This is a genomic window from Flavobacterium sp. XN-5 (genome assembly GCF_008033395.2).
GTDB classification, from domain to species: Bacteria; Bacteroidota; Bacteroidia; order Flavobacteriales; family Flavobacteriaceae; genus Flavobacterium; species Flavobacterium hiemivividum.
This window is the reverse complement of sequence record NZ_VOGZ02000004.1, coordinates 169,893-189,337: the sequence shown is the minus strand read 5'-3', so window position 1 is coordinate 189,337 and position 19,445 is coordinate 169,893. Positions and strand designations below refer to the sequence as shown.

Below are 19,445 nucleotides of genomic sequence, written 5' to 3'. Positions count from 1 at the left end.
AACTTTGTTATATTTGTAACATAATTTATATATTTGCGATTCTTCATATAAAATATTTGAAGCATTCGCTTAGAATCTCGTATCAGAAAATTGGCGTTTTATAACCACGAGATGATAAGTAAGATGCTCACGTCCCATGGCGTGGGCTCACTTATTTGTGGTTAAGGTATGCCAATGCCTCTGATGCAATAAGCTGAGTTCCATGCCATTTTTTATGCGCAAAAGTTACTCCCTTTTATTCTTAGCAAATCTTCTTTTTTACAGTATCGTAAATCAATCAATTAATTGAATTAGTTAGTTTGGAAACGCACTGCCTGCGTTGGGCTGCAACTGGCAACGGCAGTGTACTTTCCTAAAAAAACAACAATATAAATTCAAAAGCCTTTGCACCCAAAAAAAGAGTGCTCTCAAGATCTGTGGTAACAGCAATAGCGCAAATCGAAATAATAAATTGAAAAACAGGAAACAAACAACGAAAACATGAAATACTATAAAACTATAAAAGTTACTTTAATTCTAGCTTTAATTACACTGATAATTTGTTGGCTTTATGGTTCCGATGCTTTTATATAAATAGCAATAACTAAGAAAAATAACTATTTATTTTCACATCACACAGCTTGCTCAGATGTGACAACACCTAATAAAATACTGATAACGCCTATGACTTAAAAAATAAAAATCTATGCCTTAGCGCTTTCGAGGCTAATCACAAAAAAAAGGCCCTCTAACTCTTCTTGGCGGACGAATAGAGGACCAAAGCAAACTAAACCGAAGTCTAACTAAACCAATTCAAAAGTATGAAAAAAAAATCATTTTTGAAGTTTTGGACAACAACACAACTGTCCAAACTGTACTGCATCCTTTTCCTGTGCTTCATAACAGGATTAAATGCGCAAACACGATCTATCAAAGGTAAAATTACCGATGATACCAGCACAGTTCCTGGTGTAACCATAAAGGTTAATAATAAGCCAACAACAGCATTTTCTGATGAAAATGGAAATTACACCATACTAGCAGCGGAGAATGATGTTTTGGTTTTTTCCTATCTAGGCTATAAAACGATTCAAATTGTAGTTGCAAATCAAGCAACTATCAATGTAAAATTGACTGAAGATGCAACTACTTTAAAAGAAATCGTAATCAATGCCGGATATTATTCTATAAAAGAAAAAGAGCAAACCGGTAGTATTGCAAGAATGACTGCAAAAGACATCGACAAGCAACCTGTCACAAATGTACTAGCTGCAATGCAAGGAAGAATGGCAGGTGTCAATATCATTCAAGATGGGGGAACTCCCGGCGGTGGTTTCCAAATTAAAATTAGGGGTCGCAACAGCATTCGTCTTGATGGGAATGAGCCATTATACATTATTGACGGAGTTCCCTATTCAAACGAGTCCATAGGAAGTACGAATACTTCAACGGCATTACCAAGCCAAGCCAGCCCGCTCAACAGTATTAATCCCAATGATATAGAAAGTATCGAAGTATTAAAAGATGCCGATGCGACTGCAATTTACGGCTCAAGGGGAGCAAATGGTGTGGTATTAATTACTCGAAAAAAAGGAAAATCAGGCAAAACTAACATTTCAGTAACGGCCTCAACAGCCGTTGGTACAGCGACTAAATTTGTAGATCTGATGAATACGCAGCAGTATCTGTCGATGCGTAAACAAGCATTTATCAATGATGGAATTCCAATCTCGGATACTGATTATGATGTAAATGGAACTTGGGATCAAACTCGATATACCAATTGGCAAAAGGAATTATTAGGTGGTACAGCAACAATCAATGACTTTAGAACCAGTATCTCTGGTGGTAGTGAAACAACACAATTCTTGATTAGTGGGAACTACAGAACCGAGGGAACAGTCCTTCCGGGAGATTTCAGGTATATTAAAGGAGGGATTCTTAGCTCAATAAACCACACTTCTTTAGATAAGAAATTCAAAATCTCTTTTTCGGGAAATTACACGGCACAAGATAATCTACAAGCAGCGACAGATTTGACGTTAACAGCGCGTTATTTGGCACCAAACGCTCCCGCACTTTACGATTCAAATGGTAATTTAAACTGGGAAAATGATACCTTCGAAAACCCTTTGGCACCTCTAAAAAGCACCTACCGTGCGAACACCAATGACTTAGTAACCAACAGCGTGTTGACTTATGAACTACTTCCAGGTTTAGAAATAAAATCAAACTTTGGTTTTACCGATCTAAAAACCAAGGAAGTTAGAACGATACCATCCACCATTTACAATCCCGTTTACGAAGTTGGGAGTGATAATTCCTTAATGTACTTAAACCTTACAAGCAGACAATCATGGATTATTGAGCCACAACTAAGAGGTTTCAAAACTTTTGGAAACCACAAATTTGATGTACTACTGGGGATGACAAGCCAACAGCAACGCACAGAACGCCTATTTCAATCGGGTATTGGTTTTGCAAACAACAATCTGATTAACAACTTAGCTTCTGCAATTACAAAAAACACAACCAATAGCGATACCTTTTTATACCGTTACCAAGCTTTTTTTGGTCGCATCAATTACAGTTACAACGATAAATACTTTTTAAACTTTACAGGTCGTCGGGATGGCTCCAGCCGATTTGGGCCAGGCAAACAATATGCTAATTTTGGTGCTATTGGTGCTGCATGGATTTTTAGCAAAGAAAAATTCAATCCAGAAAACAGTAAAATGAGTTTTGGAAAACTCCGATTTAGTTATGGAACTACGGGCAATGATCAAATTGGAGATTATCAGTTTTATGATACCTACGGTACAACAGGTGCAAATTATCAAGGCATAATTGGGTTACAACCTACACGACTATACAATGCCGATTTTGGATGGGAAACCAATCGTAAACTAGAATTAGCTTTAGAAACTGGTTTTTTTAAAGACAGAATTTTTAGCACGCTAGCGTTGTATAGGAATCGCTCGTCGGATCAATTGGTGGGTATTCCTATGCCAGCTACAACAGGTTTCTTGTCATTGAATGCGAATCTTGATGCTACCGTTGAAAATTCAGGTTTTGAATTTTCCGTAAGAACCCTAAATATTGATTCAAACTCTTTTAAATGGTCAACGAACTTCAATGTGGCCGTTGCAAAAAATAAACTACTTTCTTTCCCGAATCTTTCAGGTTCCACTTTTGCAAATCGGTATGTGATTGGACAATCAATTGATATTGTAAAATTATACCAAAGCAAAGGTGTTAATCCACAAACAGGATTATACGATTTTGAAGATTTAAATGGGGATGGAAGCATAACAGCAGGAGACAAGCAAATTATCAAGGACTTATCTCCTAAATATTTTGGAGGCATCCAAAACCAATTGGACTATAAAAATTGGCAATTGGATTTTTTATTGCAGTTCGTAAAAAGAGACAATTACGATTACATATCAAATGTTCCGGGCGGTGGTCAAGTAAACCAAAGTAACAATAGTGGTGATGCTTGGCAGCAAATTGGAGATCAAAGCAGTTCGCAACTGCACACTACAGGACTAAATGGTGCAGCGGTAAGCACCTATTATAGGTACATAGAAAGCGATGCTGTAATTACAGACGGCTCTTTTATCAGACTAAAAAATATTTCACTTTCCTATGATATTCCGTTACAAGCGACCACTAATGTAAAATGCAAACTTTTTATTCAAGGTCAAAACCTACTGACATTTACATCTTACAAAGCAGGTGATCCCGAGTTTAAGTTCTCAGGATTCCTCCCTCCGCTAAAAGTGATCAGTGGTGGAATGACTTTAAACTTTTAATCCTCAAAAAAATAGTAATATGAAAAATTTACAATTTATAACGGTACAAACAAAGCCATTTCAGGTGTATCGCATTCTTTTGGTTTTGGCACTGATACTGTCTTCAAGTTCTTGTAGCGATTTTGTCGAGGTTCCATTACCTAATTCTCAGCTTACAGGAACTACAGTTTTTGAAAGTGAATTGACAGCAAATGCAGCAATGGCACAAATCTATGCACAACTTCGTGACGGCGGCATCCTATCTGGATTACCTACTGGTGCATCTGTTAGAATGGGATTGTACGCTGATGAATTACAAGATTATACCAACTCTACAATTGCCCTACCTATTTACAACAATGCGCTTACGGCTGACAATGCTACAGTGGCATCACTTTGGACTTCAAGCTATAGTCAAATATATAACGCAAATTCGGTTATTCACGGTGTTGAAAATTCGACTAGGTTACCTATTGCGGTTAAAAACAGAGTGTCGGGCGAAGCACTATTCGTTCGTGCTCTAGTGCATTTTTATCTGTTGCAAATTTATGGTAGCATCCCCTATATTACAGGAACCAATTATGAAATTAATAGAAAAGTTACTCGCAGTTCTGCTGATGAAGTATATACAGAAATCGCGAAGGATTTGGAAAGTGCCAGTACTAGATTGCCTGAAAACTATAGTTCTTCGGATCGTGCCAAACCCAATAAAATGGTGGCCAAAGCTATGTTGGCCAGAGTATATTTATACATGAATAAAAATACAGAAGCAGCAAATGAAGCAACTACTGTTATTAATAGTCCGCTTTATGCTTGGGAAACGGATTTAAACAAAATTTTTCTAAGAAATAGTAAAACTACTATTTGGCAATTAGCATCAGCAACAGCGGTACGAAATAGTAATGAAGGTACAACTTTTATTTTCGTATCTGGACCTCCACCAGTTTGTGCGCTTCGTGCCGATTTTATGAATGCATTTGAAACAGGCGACCAACGCAAAGTGAATTGGACAAAGTCAGTTACCACCGGACTAAATACTTGGAATCATCCCAATAAATACAAACTACGTACCGCAACAACAAGTTCGCAGGAATATTCTATTGTGTTGCGTTTAGCAGAACAATATTTAATTAGAGCCGAGGCAAGAGCAAAACTAGGCGATTTAGCGGGTGCAAAAGAAGATTTAAATAAGATAAGAACAACCGCAGGCTTACCAATAATTACCTCAACTATTGCAACTGAAATTTTAACTGAAATTCAAAAACAACGAAGATTTGAGTTTTTTACTGAACACGGCCATCGCTTTTTTGATTTAAAGCGCAGTGGAACAGCCGATGGAATACTATCTGTTTCAAAACCAGGCTGGAACAGTTCAGATGTTTTGTGGCCTATTCCAGAGCTAGAATTGAATGCAAATCCAAATTTACAACCACAAAATACAGGTTATTAAAGTTATGAAGCTATTAAAAAACCATAGTAATCACAATTTAGGTTATTCTTGTAAAAAAACAATTTTGAAATTTTGGATAGTAATATCCTGCTCTATTTACGGGCAGGATAATTCCAAAAGGAATATTGCTGAATCAGAGTATGAAAGGTGGGGCAAATTAGAAAACAGAGCTATTTCCCAAAAGGGAAACTGGATATCATTTGATATGCAGTACAGCAATGGTTCAGATACATTATTTGTAAAACATACGCAGAAAAATATTGGATTTAGTTTTCCACTAGGAACACAGGGCAAATTTGGCGGTGAAATTGCATTTGGTGCCTTTCAAGGAGATAAAGTAATAGTAACCAATTTAGAAAATAGTGAAAGTACTGTTATATCGAATAGTGCTGCTTTTGAATTTGCCAACAGCGGAAAAATTATTGTGAGCTATTCCAATGATGGGGAATTAATACTAAGGAATATCAAAAATGAAGAAATCATTCAACTTCCAAATGTAACGGAATACCAATTGGACCAGCCTAATAATATCCTGTTTTATCTCACTAGCCATGAAGGGAAAAGTAGTTTCGGAACAATAAATCTTGGGACAAACCAAAAAACAGAATATTACACAACGCAAAACAAATTATCTGGTCTAACATTAGCAGAATATGGCAAAGGTGTTTTTTGGCTGGAAGAGGGCATCAACGGGAAATACACAAAACTGAATTTCTACAAAACCCAAGATAAAAGTATTCAAACCTTTGAACCAAAATCATTCTTAAATTTTCCAGAAAAGCATGAAATTGTTACCACAAAATCTTTCAAAATTTCAAGTGATGGTAAAAGAGTGTTTTTTGGAATCGCGAAAGTCAAAGAAGAGGCAACACCAAAAAAAGACGATGTCGAGGTTTGGGATACAGAAGATTTATGGATTTATCCAAAAGCAAGCAGAGAAAATCTTGAGGGGTACGCCACTTTATCGGTTTGGTTTATTGAAGAAAAGCGGTGGAATACGATTACAAATAAAGAACTTCCTTTTGTACAGCTTAACGGCAGTAAATCAGTTGCAATACTTTACAATCCAACTGCATATGCACCTCATTTTAAGCGCTATGGAGAGGTTGACTATTTCTTGTACAATCTGGCTGATGGCACCAAAAAGTTATTTTTAGAAAAGCAACCTGGTGAAAATTACTTATTGTCTTTTTCTCCAAATGGAGCATACATATGCTATTTTAAAGATAAAAATTGGTGGCTGTACAATATAAAAACACAATCTACGGTGTCAATTGTTCCACCTGCAGGTTCCGAATGGGTTTCAAATGATTTAAAGTACATAACAAGACCACATGTTTTTGGAATGAAAGGATGGAGTGATAATGGAGAATACCTTTTGCTACAAGACGAATTCGACGTCTATCAATTTAACATCAAAACAAATAAACTAAAACGCATTACTAATGGACGAGAAAGCGGTACCTACTTCACTGTAGATGGTTCAAATATCAAGCAAATAGGAAATGACAATTACAATGGTTGGGCTCTTACTGAAATTAATTCAGCTAATAATTTAATCGTTTCATCAAGAAATGCGGCCACCAAGTCACAACAATTTAAATTAGTTTCTACATCCAACACTTTAATTCCAGTAGCAAATAATGCTACAAAATCAGATGAACTGCGTAGAGCCAATAATGAAGTCTATGTCTATCGAGAACAATCACATAATGAGTCTCCCAGAATTGTATCTTTTAAAAACGGTGTAAATAAGGTTCTGTTTGAAAGCAATAATCATGATAAAAACTTTAATCAAGGAAAGGTAGAACTAATTTCATTTTCGAATTCAAAAGGAGACAAACTGCAAGGATTATTATATTATCCGGTAAATTATGAAGTAGGCAAAAAATATCCGATGATAACCAATGTGTATTCGCAAATTACAAACTCATTGCACGAATATAGCATTCCGACTTTATACAACGATACCGGTTTTAATGTAAAGCATTTTGTGCAACAAAATTATTTTGTATTATTACCAGATGTGAAATATTATGAAGGAGAAACCGGAAATAGTGCACTGGATTGTGTTGTTGCTGCAAACAATGCCGTTGTAAAAACAGGAATGATTGACTTAAAGCATATTGGCTTAATAGGGCATTCTTTCGGAGGTTATGAAACAAATTACATTATTACAAAATCGAATATTTTTGCAGCGGCAGTATCGGGTGCAGCAATTTCTGATATGGTAAGTTGGTATTTTAGTAACTCAAAAAGTCTCAATATCCCAGAATTATGGCGAAGTGAATCGCAACAATGGAGAATAGGAAAATCTATTTTTGAAGACAAAGAGTTGTACCTAAAAAATTCACCAATACTTTATGCAGATAATATTACTACACCATTACTGTCTTGGGTGGGTAAAATGGAGACTAATTTACCCTACGAACAGAGTTTACTTTTTTATAATGCATTGAGAAGAGCCAAGAAGAAGAATGTTTTATTGGTATATCCAAAAGACCAGCATGTAATTGTAATCAAGGAGAATAAAATGGACCTTACAAAACGAATTACCGATTGGTTTGACCGATATTTAAAGGAATAAAATAAATAAGTGCAGTTTGAAAAAACTGCACTTATTCGTTAATCTACGGATTAACAGTTCTAAAAAGCGGCGTAGAACAGGTCGTTTCACTATCTTTATCGAATACTTGTGAAGAACCACTCATACAAAAAGCATTTCCAGTAACATCGCAATCTACGTTTACCAGTTTACAACTGGAAGGGAGTGGTGAATGGATATAACCATTAATAATTGCAGTAGCCGTTTGGCTTTCTTTAGCCGTACTAGTGGTTACAGCAGCAGCACTAGCCAATGAGAATGCTACCATTGGAAGCACCATCAATTTTAAAAAATCTGTTTTCATAATAAAAAAATTAATAATTATTATTTCGATCTACTCTTTTCTACAGGTTTTCGATCTTACCCCTGATACCGGCCAGTATATCTTTCATTTTATTTTTTTAGTTGCGTTAACATTGGGGTCCCAAAAGTATATTTTACAATTTGATGTCCTACTATTGCATACAAGGCCTTTTCAGTTATCAATAAATCACTCATTTTCATTTTATTTTCGTGGTAGATGTAGAAACTGAATAAATAGATTTTATTCGTAATATCATAAACATCAATTATAGAAGCATGGTCCCAGTTTTTTTTACTTTCGTAACGACCACGAAGCCCTGATTGATTAAACAAAAGTTCATTAAAGGCAGCACTTCTTAAATTAACAGTATAAGGCGGAGCTGCAAGTTTACTATCCCCTGATTTTTTGACTCTGACTACTTTTAATTTAGCTCTGGTAGTGGTATCTATAGTCGTAACGTGATGGACAAGTTGCAAAGCTGTATCGGCTACAATAAATTGATTCCGATAGAAATACGTATAAACGATTTTCTTTAAACCCTCACTGTAAGTCAGGGTTCCGTCCGTGTCAAAAATACCGTCTATTTGTTTTTGTAATAAGTGCTTTTGCTTTCTAATTTTTAAAGAATCATCTAAAGCTATTGTACCCAATATATTTTCGTAAGTACCTAATTGTTGCCCTCTAAATACACAAAGAGTAGAATCAATTGGCTGTAATGTAGTAAAGTAAGGTTTTTTGGTAACCCAAATGGTAGCTTTCCAATCAGAAACTAAACCCCGATAAATGATAGGAATAGAACCATCATAAAGAAAAAAATGAGCACCCAAAATTTTTGTTTTAACGGCTCTAAAAGGTAAAGTATCCGGAGTAAGTTGAATAGAATATTGTTTTTTATGTTGCAATGTGCTGTCAAACTCAATGATAGTTAAAGGAGAAATGGTATTTCCTAAATAGATATTTCCTTTAGAGTGGCCGACAAAGTAAAATCCATAATTATTTAAGTTTTTTGTTAAAGTCCTTGATGCAACGTTAGGAGTAAATCGACGAATAAATGGATTTTGCTTCTTCATAGTATCCTCTGATGATAGAAATAAAAAAACAACGAAAAGCACACTTGATACTACTATTAATAACAGTGAGATAATCCCTTTTTTATCATATTGATGAAGCAACAGACTACAACTACCTATGAAAATGAAAAAAAGGTTGAAAATCAAGTGTTCATTCCATCCTAACTTTTCTAAAATTCCACCACAAGAGCATGGAATAAACGAACTAAAATTCAAAATCAAAATAATATATGTAGTAAAAACAGTCATTAAGCCCACTGATAAATAAAGGGCCTTTATTCGACTTACTCGCAGAGATAAAGCAACTACTAGTCCCAATTCCGCAAAAATTACAAGAAACGAGATAGAAGCAGCATAAGCACTTAAAAGTGGAGACTGGCCTAATTGTGTTTGAAAGTTTTCAAAATCAATTAGTTTACTGATTGCAGCATACGTAAACAAAATGATATACAGGAAGCAGACCATCTCTAAAAATACATTTTGTAATTTAATATTCAGTTTCATAGTACTTTTTATTTAAAGCAAAATTCTGAATTATAAAATGACTATAGTTGTCTTTTTGGGAGTAAGAGATGACTAAAACGGATAACTTTAATCCTCAACTGACGAAATAAAACCAACTTCATTTCGCTTTAATTCGTTGGGAGAAAAACCAAATTGTTTTTTAAATGATTTTGAAAAATTTGGATAATTATTAAAACCATTCATGACAGAAATATTTTTTAACGGTATTCCAGTATGTTCAATCATAAAGAAAGCTCTTTTGAGACGCTCTTGATTATAAAACTGATAAATACTAGTCTTAAAAAAATGGCGAAAACCATCTTTTAATTTATGTTCATTAGTACCAAATTTAGAAGAAAGCACCTTTAAGGAGAGAAGGGGTTCTTCAAGGTGTGCTAAAATATAATCATAAAGTTTTTGAATCAATAACGCATCTGCCTTTCGAGTTTTATTATGTTTCTCGTTTTCATTCCCATACAGTAAAGGACTATAAGTATCTTGACGTGCAGGAGTAACCAGATTTATTATAATTTCCGAACCATTAACCAACCTTACAATGTTACTGGCAACCGAAATAGGTAAATGTTCTTTAGGTGTAAAATCTAATGTAATAGTTGTAGGCAAAGTACTATTTGCATCAACTACTTCTTGAAGTTGTTCAAAAGAAGCTGTAGTAATAATGTCCGCCAAAGATAGGTTGATCAACTCAGATTCGGAATGACCCAAAAAGGAAGTAACTTCAGGAGTAAAGCTCTTGATTAAAAAAGACGAATCTAAAACAAATGTGCTTAGAGCTGTAACTTGAAGGGTCTTATGTGTATTAATGTAACCAATTTGAAAAACCGACTCCTGCATTTCTTCCGCTACCATATTAATTAAAACAACTAGCGTTTCCAATTGTTCATCATTTGAACTTAAAGGAATGCGCGTGTTGAAATTGCCACGTGCCATCTCAAATAACATTTGATGAATTGTAACAATACGCTCTTCGTTGTATGTTTTATTCATAAGATTCAACTTTTAATTTTTTATCTTATAGTAAACGCTAAACAAACCCTTTTAGATAAATTAAAGCGTCATCTTCTTTCGTGAAAATTTGAGTAGGTACAGAGGGCTTACTAATCTCTACATAAAAAGTACTAATAATCAAGGAAAGTTTTTCATTTACAATAAGTGCTACTGCTTGCGTCAAAATAGAGCCCGACTGTGCTAAATGATCTCTTCCAGCTTTCTCAGTAGCAACAACACCCCTAATATCACATAAAATAGGATAAGTACATTCGTTTTGAAAATGAATTCTATCGGTTACAACGCACTGGGCTACCCTTAAATCAATAGTAGTATTAGGCTTGTATTCAAAAAAGAGAATGCCCCCAGAGATCCAAAACCTGGCAAAATCATTCTCATAAAAATCATGTGCTGCAATCATGTTTTACGAATTTAATTTTTCTAATTTAACAAAAATATAAACATCTATTAATAAGACACTTGCCAATTTGGGATTATTTGTTGCAATTTGGAAGTTTTAGTTGTCAATTCGGGACTTTGACTTGTTATATCGGGAGTATTGAGGTATTGGATGAAATAACTTTCAATTTTTATGATGAATTTTAGATATCTAAATTTTTAAAACAACTTAAACAATTTAAAAATGGCAAAAATTAAGCACAATAATTTCATAGACACAGTTGATGAGGTTTTATCAGGAGCAAAAAAAGAAGGATTACTACATCTATATGCAGAAGACAAAAAATTGACAGGTAGGACAATCCAAGTTAAGGGAAAGGAAATGTTTCATTTTGGTACAACAGGTTACTTGGGACTCGAACAAGACATTCGGTTGAAAGAGGCTGCAATAGCAGCCATAAACAATTATGGTACACAATTCCCACTTTCAAAGTCATATATTTCGCATCCGCTTTACAGTGAACTAGAGCAAAAAATTGAATTAATGTATGGTATACCACCCATTATAACAAAGAACAGTACATTAGGACATTTAGCTGTTATCCCGACATTGATAAGAGATGAAGATGCCGTAATAATGGATCATCAAGTACATTGGAGTGTACAAAATGCGTGTCAGCTTTTAAAGCTACGGGGAATTCCAGTGGAGATGATCAGACATAGTAATTTGGAAATGTTAGAAGATAAAATCAAACAATTAACTACCAAATGCAATAAAATCTGGTATATGGCTGATGGTGTATATTCCATGTTTGGTGATTATGCACCTATCCCAGAATTATTGGCTTTGACTCAAAAATATTCTCAGCTTAATCTCTATTTTGACGATGTTCATGGTATGAGTTGGCGAGGTAAAAATGGAACTGGTTTTATTTTTGATATGATAGAAGAACTTCCAGAAAATTGTATTGTGGTGAGTACATTAAGCAAAACCTTTGGAGCCAGTGGTGCGACGGTATTTTGCAGGAATCAGAAACTAAGAGATAAAATCAAAAATTTCGGCGGTCCATTAACTTTTTCCGCTCAGTTAGAACCTGCATCTGTAGCAGCAGCAATCGCTTCGGCAGACATTCATTTATCTCCTGAAATAGAATTGAAACAAAAAGTGCTAGCGGATAAAATCGATTATTTTAACCAGTTATTATCAAACGGAAACCTCCCCATAATTTCAAAAAATGATTCGCCAGTGTTCTTTTTGGGTATGGGTACGCCTGCAACAGCTTATAAGTTTGTGCATCGCCTATTTGAAGAAGGATTTTTTCTGAACTTGGGAATTTATCCAGCAGTTCCAATAAAGAATACAGGAATCAGAATAACATTATCGAGCCACAATAAGCTAGAAGATATTACAGCCTTAGCTGATGCAATGGAATACCATTTTCCCAAAGCTTTGGAAGAAACAAATAGTAGTGAAATCAAAATCAGACGGGCTTTTGGAATGGACAATAAAAAAGCAGAAAATATTTCACAATCAAAAGAGCAGGAGCTTTTTATCGAAGAAAAAAATACCATTCAAGATATTGAAAAATCAGCATGGAATCAATACATGGGAAAACAAAATATTTTCGATTGGGATGGTATTGTTTATTTAGAAAAAACATTTAGTCAGCATCCAGACCCGACTAACCAATGGGATTTTTACTATTATATCATTAAAGACAACAAAGGTATCATAGTATTAATGACCTTTGTTACCTACGGTCTTTGGAAAGACGACATGCTGGCTACTGAGTCGGTTTCTATCCATTTGGAAGAAATAAGAAAGACTAATCCTTTATACCTCACCTCAAGAGTATTGGGTATGGGCTCTCTATTTACCGAAGGAGAACACTGCTTTATCAATCAGGAACATCCTTTGGCAGAAAAAGCATTGAAACTATTATTGGATAAGCTAGAAGAAAAATTCAATGACTTAAATGCAGACATGTTAGTTTTAAGAGATTTCGAAAAAGACAACAGCTACAACAAAATAATAGTAGATCAAGGTTATTTCAAAATAGACATGCCGGAATCCTGTGTAATTGAAAATCAAGTTTGGCATTCACACGAAGAGTTTACAAAAACATTATCGTTGCGTTCCCGTAAACATTTCAATAAAGAGATAGAACCTTATGAGAAGTACTATGATGTTGTAATAAAAGATAAATTGAGCAAATCAGAAATAGGAAGAGCATATCAACTCTACAACAATGTAAAAGACAATAATTACGCTATCAATACATTCCGATATACCCAAAAAATTTTCGAAAACATGAATGAAAGTCCCAACTGGGAATTTATAGTATTAGCCCTGAAAGTAGAGCCTAAAAATCCATTTGTAGGAGTTATGTTTTGCTACAAAAATGACAATCATACCTATGTACCGGAATTAATAGGTATGGATTATAAATGGGCGAAAGAATACCAACTGTACAGGCAATTGTTATTTCAAACCATAAAAAGAGCTAATGAGTTGCAACTTCAAAAGATAGATTTTGGAGTGTCAGCCTCATTTGAAAAAAGAAAATTAGGAGCTAGGATAATTCCAAAAGTAGCCTATGTTCAGGCAAGAGACAATTACGCAATGGAACTTATGAATACTTTGCAAAATGATTACAAATCAATTGCAAAATGACGAAAGATATTGACAACTAATATTTAAAAAGATGTTTGAAAAAGCGATTGAATCATTTAATGCTGTCTGCAATGAAATTTTAGAGGCAAACGATACAATGCAAAATAAGGCTTGCAATGGAATTGTATTGTGTAATAAAACATTAACGAACTTAAAAGAGATAGTTGATAAAAATGATTTCAACACCGTTCCGGAGGAGATCGATTTTTTCAAAAATATCAAACCCGTTCCTATGAGTTTATTGATCTATTTTACAGAAGTGCGTTCCTGCGAGCTAAGAATGCCAAAAGCGGGAAACACTTATAAAGTCGAATTCCTCCAAAAAGAATTGCGGAAAATTAATAAGTTCTTTTACAGAAATGCCGATTTTGTGCATTATATGGAACAAGGATACAGTTATCTGGATCATCAATTCTTTACTCGAAACCATCGCGATAATTTTCCCTTTACACCTATGACTGATTATTACCAATTTCCGGAATTTTCAACATCGCAAGACATGCTCTGGGCAAAAGTAAAGGCGATGTATCGATTTATTCATTACATCCGACAAGCACTAAAAAGACTAAAAGTGGATGATTCTGATATTTTTGAAGAAAAAAAGCATAAAGTATTGGTATGGACAGGGCCAAAAACAGCTTTGACAGAATTAATCTACGCCTTGTTTTCTAATGGAACAATCAATCATGGTGCGGCAGATATTAATATGATAACGACATCATTTGAAGATTTTTTCAACATCAAACTAGATAACATTTATAAAACCTATACTGAAATTAAAGCACGTAAAAGCAGTAAGACAAAATTTCTGGAGGAATTAACGCTAAACCTACAGCAAAAAATGTATAGAGAAGACCAAGAATAAAGCCTTAACCACTATGCCCACAAGCAGTAAATCCTGATTTTAAAAGGATATACTGCTTTTTTTTATGCCAGAATCAATCAAAGAACAATTATCAGAAAAATTAAGGTTTTTACTTTTTTCATACTACGAAAGCCATGGGGATAAAATCCAATAAAAGCTGCTGAATTTTATAAAAACATACTAAACAGTACTAATCTAAAAACAGAAATCATGGTTTCACTCATTTTTCATGAGAAGATCACTCAAATAATTGGAGCCTAAAAAGAGAATATTTTAAATCGAATAAGAAATCATCATTTTATGGAGAATTATTTTCCAGTAAAACCAAGGCTTTAAGAATTTTAAATGTTAAAGTTTTTCAGTACTACGAAAGCCATTGGGATAAAATCCAACAAAAGCAACTGAATTTTGTAAAAGCATTTTAAACAGTACCTCTATCTGGAAGAATTGCTACATACTGCGTATTGAACCTAAATTTTTGATTATGAATATCGACAGAATAGAATTTATGGCTTGGATGGAGCGAATCATGGAGCGATTTGACATCCTTATGGAATTGGCAATTGGGACTAAAAATCAACATGCGATTATTGATGGAGAAGAGCTGTTGGACAATCAGGATATTTTACAAATACTGAAGATAAGCCCACGATCCTTGCAACGTTACCGCTCTTCCGGTAAGTTACCCTATTATACAATTAGTGGAAAAATTTATTATAAGCTCTCAGATGTGCACCAGTTCATCAGAGAAAGCTTTACCTCTCCCTTGTCCAAAGCAAAAGTCAACGGCTGACAAATGATGTCAATTAAAGCCAACCAAAGAGAAACAGTGGCAGCTTCTTTACTTTCGGCATAGAAATAGAAAATATTCAGATTATGAGCGAACAAACTTTAGATACACCAAAATCTCCCGAACAATTATCTGAGATATTATTGGTACTGGATAAAGAGAAAAAGAAAATTCAGGCTGTAAAGGGCATTGATAAAAATGGCAAGCTGGAAACCGTTGAACCTATAAAGAAAAACCAGAACCAGTTTATGCGGGTGGATAAGAATGGCGATTTATTTTCTAACTTTTTTTCTAATTTTTTCAGCCAATTAAAGGATCCTACTCGTTTTTCCTTTTTCAAAGTTACTGAACCTGTCGCTATTGATATGGCAAATGAAATGCAAAAACAGATGGATAGACCAACTCCCGAAGTAGAACAGCTGATGAAGCAACACGAAGTGAAAGCAGAACCTGATAAAAATAATAATAAACAAGAAAATAGAAATAGTATGGAAACAACACAGACAACATCGGAAACAGGTGGATACCGTTACAAACCAGAACAGATTGACTGGGAAACAATGAACAATCTAGGATTGAATAAAGAAAAACTTGAAAAGATGAACCTCCTTGATCCTTTATTGAGAGGTTTTAAAACCAATGAGCTTGTACCAGTAAGCCTTAATCTCGGCACTGCCGTTACTCGGATGGATGCACGACTGTCTTTACAACAAAATGATGAAGGAGCGGTTGTGGTTGCTATTCATGGTATCCGCAAAGAACCTAATCTGAATTTTGCTTTTTTCGGTCATGAGTTCAGTAAGGAAGATAAAGAGAACCTGCTCCAAACAGGCAATATGGGGCGTGTGGTCAATCTGATCAATCCTAAAACTAATGAGACCATTCTCTCTATTGTCAGCGTGGATAGGCTGACTAATGAGCTTATTGCTCTGCGAACAGACAAAATCAAAATCCCTGATGAGATCAAAGGCGTGAAACTGGATGATGTACAAAAGCAAACCCTTATGGAGGGTAAGCCGCTTCATATAGAGGGTATGACTTCCAAAAAAGGAACTTCGTTTGATGCAGAGGTACAATTCAATGCCGACAAACGTTTTGTAGAGTTCTTGTTTGACAGGAATAATACCAATAAGCAGGTACAAGGTAATGAGAAAAAACAATCGCTGGAAACTCCGAAAACTTTTAGAGGTAAAGAACTGGATAATGAGCAGTATCAAAAGTTCAAAGACGGTCAGACTGTCTATGTTAGTGGATTGGTGGATAAGAAAGGTAAAGAATACAATGGTTACATCACTTTCAACAAGGGGACAAACAAAACAGATTTTTCTTTTCAAAACCCGAACAAAATCAAAGAAGAGGCAAAACCTACCGAAGCTCATAAAACACAGACGGCAGTCAATTCTGAAGGGAAAACTAATGAAGCGACCAAGAATATCAAAGAGCCTTTAAAATCAGGACAAAAAAATCCCGACAGCAAGGAACAGCTGGAGGAACAAGAAGCAGCCAAAGCACCGGCCAAATCTAAAGGCATAAAAAGGTAATTACTAAAAATGTATTGAATTATGAAAGTAGTGATTGCAGAAAAACCAAGCGTAGCCCGTGAAATAGCAGCCCTGTTAGGAGCCACCGAAAAGAAAGATGGCTACCTAATGGGCAATGGCTATTATGTTACGTGGGCTTTTGGACATTTGGTAGGATTGGGTATGCCGGAAGATTACGGAATTTCAGGATTTCAGAAATCATACCTGCCGATACTTCCAAATCCTTTTTTATTGACCGTCCGAAAAGTCAAAAAAGACAAAATCTATGTAGCAGATACAGGAGCGTTAAAGCAGTTAAAGGTAATTGAACATGTTATCAACCTTAGTGAAGAGATTATTGTCGCAACCGATTCTGGGCGTGAGGGTGAACTGATATTCCGCTATATCTATGAATACCTCAAAAGCTACAAACCCTTTGAACGTCTTTGGATTAGTTCGCTGACCGAAAAGGCAATCAAGCAGGGCTTTGACAACCTAAAACCTGGTAGCGATTTTGACGGATTATATCAGGCAGCGCAGGGCAGGAGCCGAGCTGATTGGCTTTTGGGCATAAATGCTTCTCAGGCATTAAGCATTGCCGCAGGCAACGGGATTTATTCGCTTGGAAGAGTTCAGACGCCTACACTTGCTTTGATATGCAGGCGTTATCTGGAAAATAGAAATTTTTCGGTACAGCAATACTGGCAAATACAGGTGTCCCATACAAAAGAGTTCATAGACTTTAAAAGCCTTTCCAAAAACAAATGGCAAGATAAAAAGCTGGTGGAAAATATATTAAAGTCCATGGAAAGAAATGGCAATACAGTTACGGTCACCACTGTAGAAACCAAAAATGTGACGGAACAACCGCCTTTGCTGTTTGATCTGACTGGCTTACAAAAAGAAGCTAATAAAAAGTTGAATCTGACGGCTGAAGAAACCTTGAACATTGTCCAAAGCCTGTATGAAAAGAAATTTATTACTTACCCACGCACTGGGAGTAAGTATATTCCTGAAGATATGTGGGCAGAGATTCCAAATCTTATCAGGGCTTTGCAGGAAATGGTAGCCTTCAAGCGAGCAATAACCAAAGTGAAATGGGGGCATTTCAATAAACGTATCGTAAACGACCTTCGTGTTACAGATCATCATGGTCTGCTGATTACGGACAAAATCCCTTCGGCATTAAAGGCAAAGGAAAATGCCGTTTACAATATGATTGCCTTTCGACTACTTGAAGCAATTTCACAAGCCTGTACAAAAGAGATAACCGATATTACTTTACAGGCTTTGCATTATGATTTTGCCCTGAAAGGCTGCAAGATATTGGAACCAGGTTGGCGGTCCATCAAAGGCAGTTTTTCAGATAATGATACTGGACCTATGCAGGAATTACCCGAACTAAAAAAAGGTGATGAACTCAAAATCAAAGATGCTTCGGTTTTGGAAAAGAAAACCAGACCACCTGTGCTTTATACTGAGGCCGGACTTTTATCAGCTATGGAAACGGCAGGAAAGGAGATTGAAAATGAAGAGGAGCGAAAAGCAATGCAAAACGTAGGTATTGGTACACCAGCCACAAGAGCCGCCATTATTGAAACCCTGTTTAGCCGTAACTATATCCAAAGGGAAAATAAATCCCTGATACCTACCGGTAAAGGATTGCAAGTCTATGAACTGGTCAAAGACAAGAAAATTGCCGATTTAGCAATGACCGCAGAGTGGGAGCTGGCTTTGCAGAAAATTGAAAACAACGAAAGTAATGCGGAAGCTTTTCAAAAAGAAATGGAAATCTATGCCACATCTATTACCAATGAATTGCTGCAAACGGCCATTGCACAAGAAAACACGCCTACCCTTGTTTGTCCTAAATGCAAAAAGGAGCAACTGATTATTAGGGATAAAATTGTTAAATGTCCTGATGAGGTCTGCAACTGGGTACAGTTCCGAAATGTATGTGGTGTGCATGTAAGCATAACTGATATAGAAAGTCTTGTCAATACTGGCAAAACTTCTCTTATAAGAGGAATGAAAAGTAAAGCTGGAAAGAAATTCGAGGCCTATATTGTATTGAATGAAAAAGGGGAAAGCTCCTTTGAATTTGAAAAATCTAATTTATCAGGTAGAAACTAAAGTCTTTAATCAGGCTGTAAAGCGGAATATAGACCGCTTTCCTGAAAACTTCCGTTTCCAGTTGACCCAAGATGAATTTGATACTATAACCTTGAGGTCACAATTTGTGAACTCAAGTTTGAATTATGCGGGAAGGCGTTATCTGCCTTATGCTTTTACCGAACAAGGTATCGCTATGCTCTTATCTGTGCTCCGCAGCTATACTGCCGTAAAAGGATGACCACGACCGTTTTCTCATAATTATAATACCGAACTCTATCATATTGGAGTATCATTTAAAGATCTGGGTAAAAAATGGTTTGCCTTTTCAAGAATGGATATTGAGATTGGCAGAATGCTTCAAATTTTAT

The 19,445-nt window shown here is 35.5% G+C and carries 13 protein-coding genes; 9 read left to right on the top strand and 4 right to left on the bottom strand.

Features of this window, described 5'->3' with window-relative positions:
* Positions 1 to 800 precede the first annotated feature (800 nt).
* From FQU23_RS09375 to FQU23_RS09365, 3 genes are all read left to right on the top strand, one after another.
* Positions 801 to 3,794: a SusC/RagA family TonB-linked outer membrane protein gene (locus FQU23_RS09375; protein WP_147673600.1), complete on the top strand. Its 2,994-nt coding sequence runs from the start codon at positions 801 to 803 to the stop codon at positions 3,792 to 3,794.
* Positions 3,795 to 3,813: 19 nt separating this feature from the next.
* Complete coding sequence (locus FQU23_RS09370; RefSeq protein ID WP_086452577.1) at positions 3,814 to 5,223, top strand: RagB/SusD family nutrient uptake outer membrane protein; 1,410 nt, start codon at positions 3,814 to 3,816, stop codon at positions 5,221 to 5,223.
* A gap of 64 nt (positions 5,224 to 5,287) precedes the next feature.
* Positions 5,288 to 7,810: a S9 family peptidase gene (locus FQU23_RS09365; protein ID WP_165425750.1), complete on the top strand. Its 2,523-nt coding sequence runs from the start codon at positions 5,288 to 5,290 to the stop codon at positions 7,808 to 7,810.
* Positions 7,811 to 7,853: 43 nt separating this feature from the next.
* Here the strand turns inward: FQU23_RS09365 and FQU23_RS09360 are convergent, their stop codons facing one another.
* The 4 genes from FQU23_RS09360 to FQU23_RS09345 form a co-directional block, all read right to left on the bottom strand.
* On the bottom strand, positions 7,854 to 8,132 hold the full coding sequence (locus FQU23_RS09360; protein WP_086452579.1) for a DUF6520 family protein: 279 nt from the start codon (positions 8,130 to 8,132) through the stop codon (positions 7,854 to 7,856).
* 89 nt (positions 8,133 to 8,221) lie between these two features.
* Positions 8,222 to 9,706: a MauE/DoxX family redox-associated membrane protein gene (locus FQU23_RS09355; protein ID WP_113667155.1), complete on the bottom strand. Its 1,485-nt coding sequence runs from the start codon at positions 9,704 to 9,706 to the stop codon at positions 8,222 to 8,224.
* Positions 9,707 to 9,793: 87 nt separating this feature from the next.
* Positions 9,794 to 10,714: an AraC family transcriptional regulator gene (locus FQU23_RS09350; RefSeq protein ID WP_086452581.1), complete on the bottom strand. Its 921-nt coding sequence runs from the start codon at positions 10,712 to 10,714 to the stop codon at positions 9,794 to 9,796.
* 37 nt (positions 10,715 to 10,751) lie between these two features.
* A complete protein-coding gene (locus FQU23_RS09345) occupies positions 10,752 to 11,135 on the bottom strand; it encodes a hypothetical protein (RefSeq protein ID WP_086452582.1) in 384 nt (127 codons plus the stop codon).
* 222 nt (positions 11,136 to 11,357) lie between these two features.
* Here FQU23_RS09345 and FQU23_RS09340 point away from each other — a divergent pair, with 222 nt between their 5' ends.
* The 6 genes from FQU23_RS09340 to FQU23_RS09315 all read left to right on the top strand — a co-directional run bounded on the left by FQU23_RS09340 (position 11,358) and on the right by FQU23_RS09315 (position 19,315).
* Positions 11,358 to 13,787: a bifunctional aminotransferase class I/II-fold pyridoxal phosphate-dependent enzyme/GNAT family N-acetyltransferase gene (locus FQU23_RS09340; RefSeq protein WP_147673599.1), complete on the top strand. Its 2,430-nt coding sequence runs from the start codon at positions 11,358 to 11,360 to the stop codon at positions 13,785 to 13,787.
* Positions 13,788 to 13,818: 31 nt separating this feature from the next.
* Positions 13,819 to 14,652 (top strand): RteC domain-containing protein, encoded by an 834-nt coding sequence (locus tag FQU23_RS09335; RefSeq protein ID WP_113667154.1) that lies wholly within the window; start codon positions 13,819 to 13,821, stop codon positions 14,650 to 14,652.
* Between the two features lie 484 nt (positions 14,653 to 15,136).
* Complete coding sequence (locus FQU23_RS09330; protein ID WP_113667153.1) at positions 15,137 to 15,445, top strand: helix-turn-helix domain-containing protein; 309 nt, start codon at positions 15,137 to 15,139, stop codon at positions 15,443 to 15,445.
* 83 nt (positions 15,446 to 15,528) lie between these two features.
* Positions 15,529 to 16,983 carry a DUF3945 domain-containing protein gene (locus FQU23_RS09325; RefSeq protein ID WP_113667152.1) on the top strand — a complete coding sequence of 485 codons (1,455 nt, stop codon included), beginning with the start codon at positions 15,529 to 15,531 and terminating at the stop codon, positions 16,981 to 16,983.
* 21 nt (positions 16,984 to 17,004) lie between these two features.
* A complete protein-coding gene (locus tag FQU23_RS09320) occupies positions 17,005 to 19,095 on the top strand; it encodes a type IA DNA topoisomerase (RefSeq protein WP_113667151.1) in 2,091 nt (696 codons plus the stop codon).
* Positions 19,037 to 19,315 (top strand): ORF6N domain-containing protein, encoded by a 279-nt coding sequence (locus FQU23_RS09315; RefSeq protein WP_086452588.1) that lies wholly within the window; start codon positions 19,037 to 19,039, stop codon positions 19,313 to 19,315. Before FQU23_RS09320 ends, FQU23_RS09315 begins: the two co-directional genes overlap by 59 nt.
* The last annotated feature ends 130 nt before the right edge of the window (positions 19,316 to 19,445 follow it).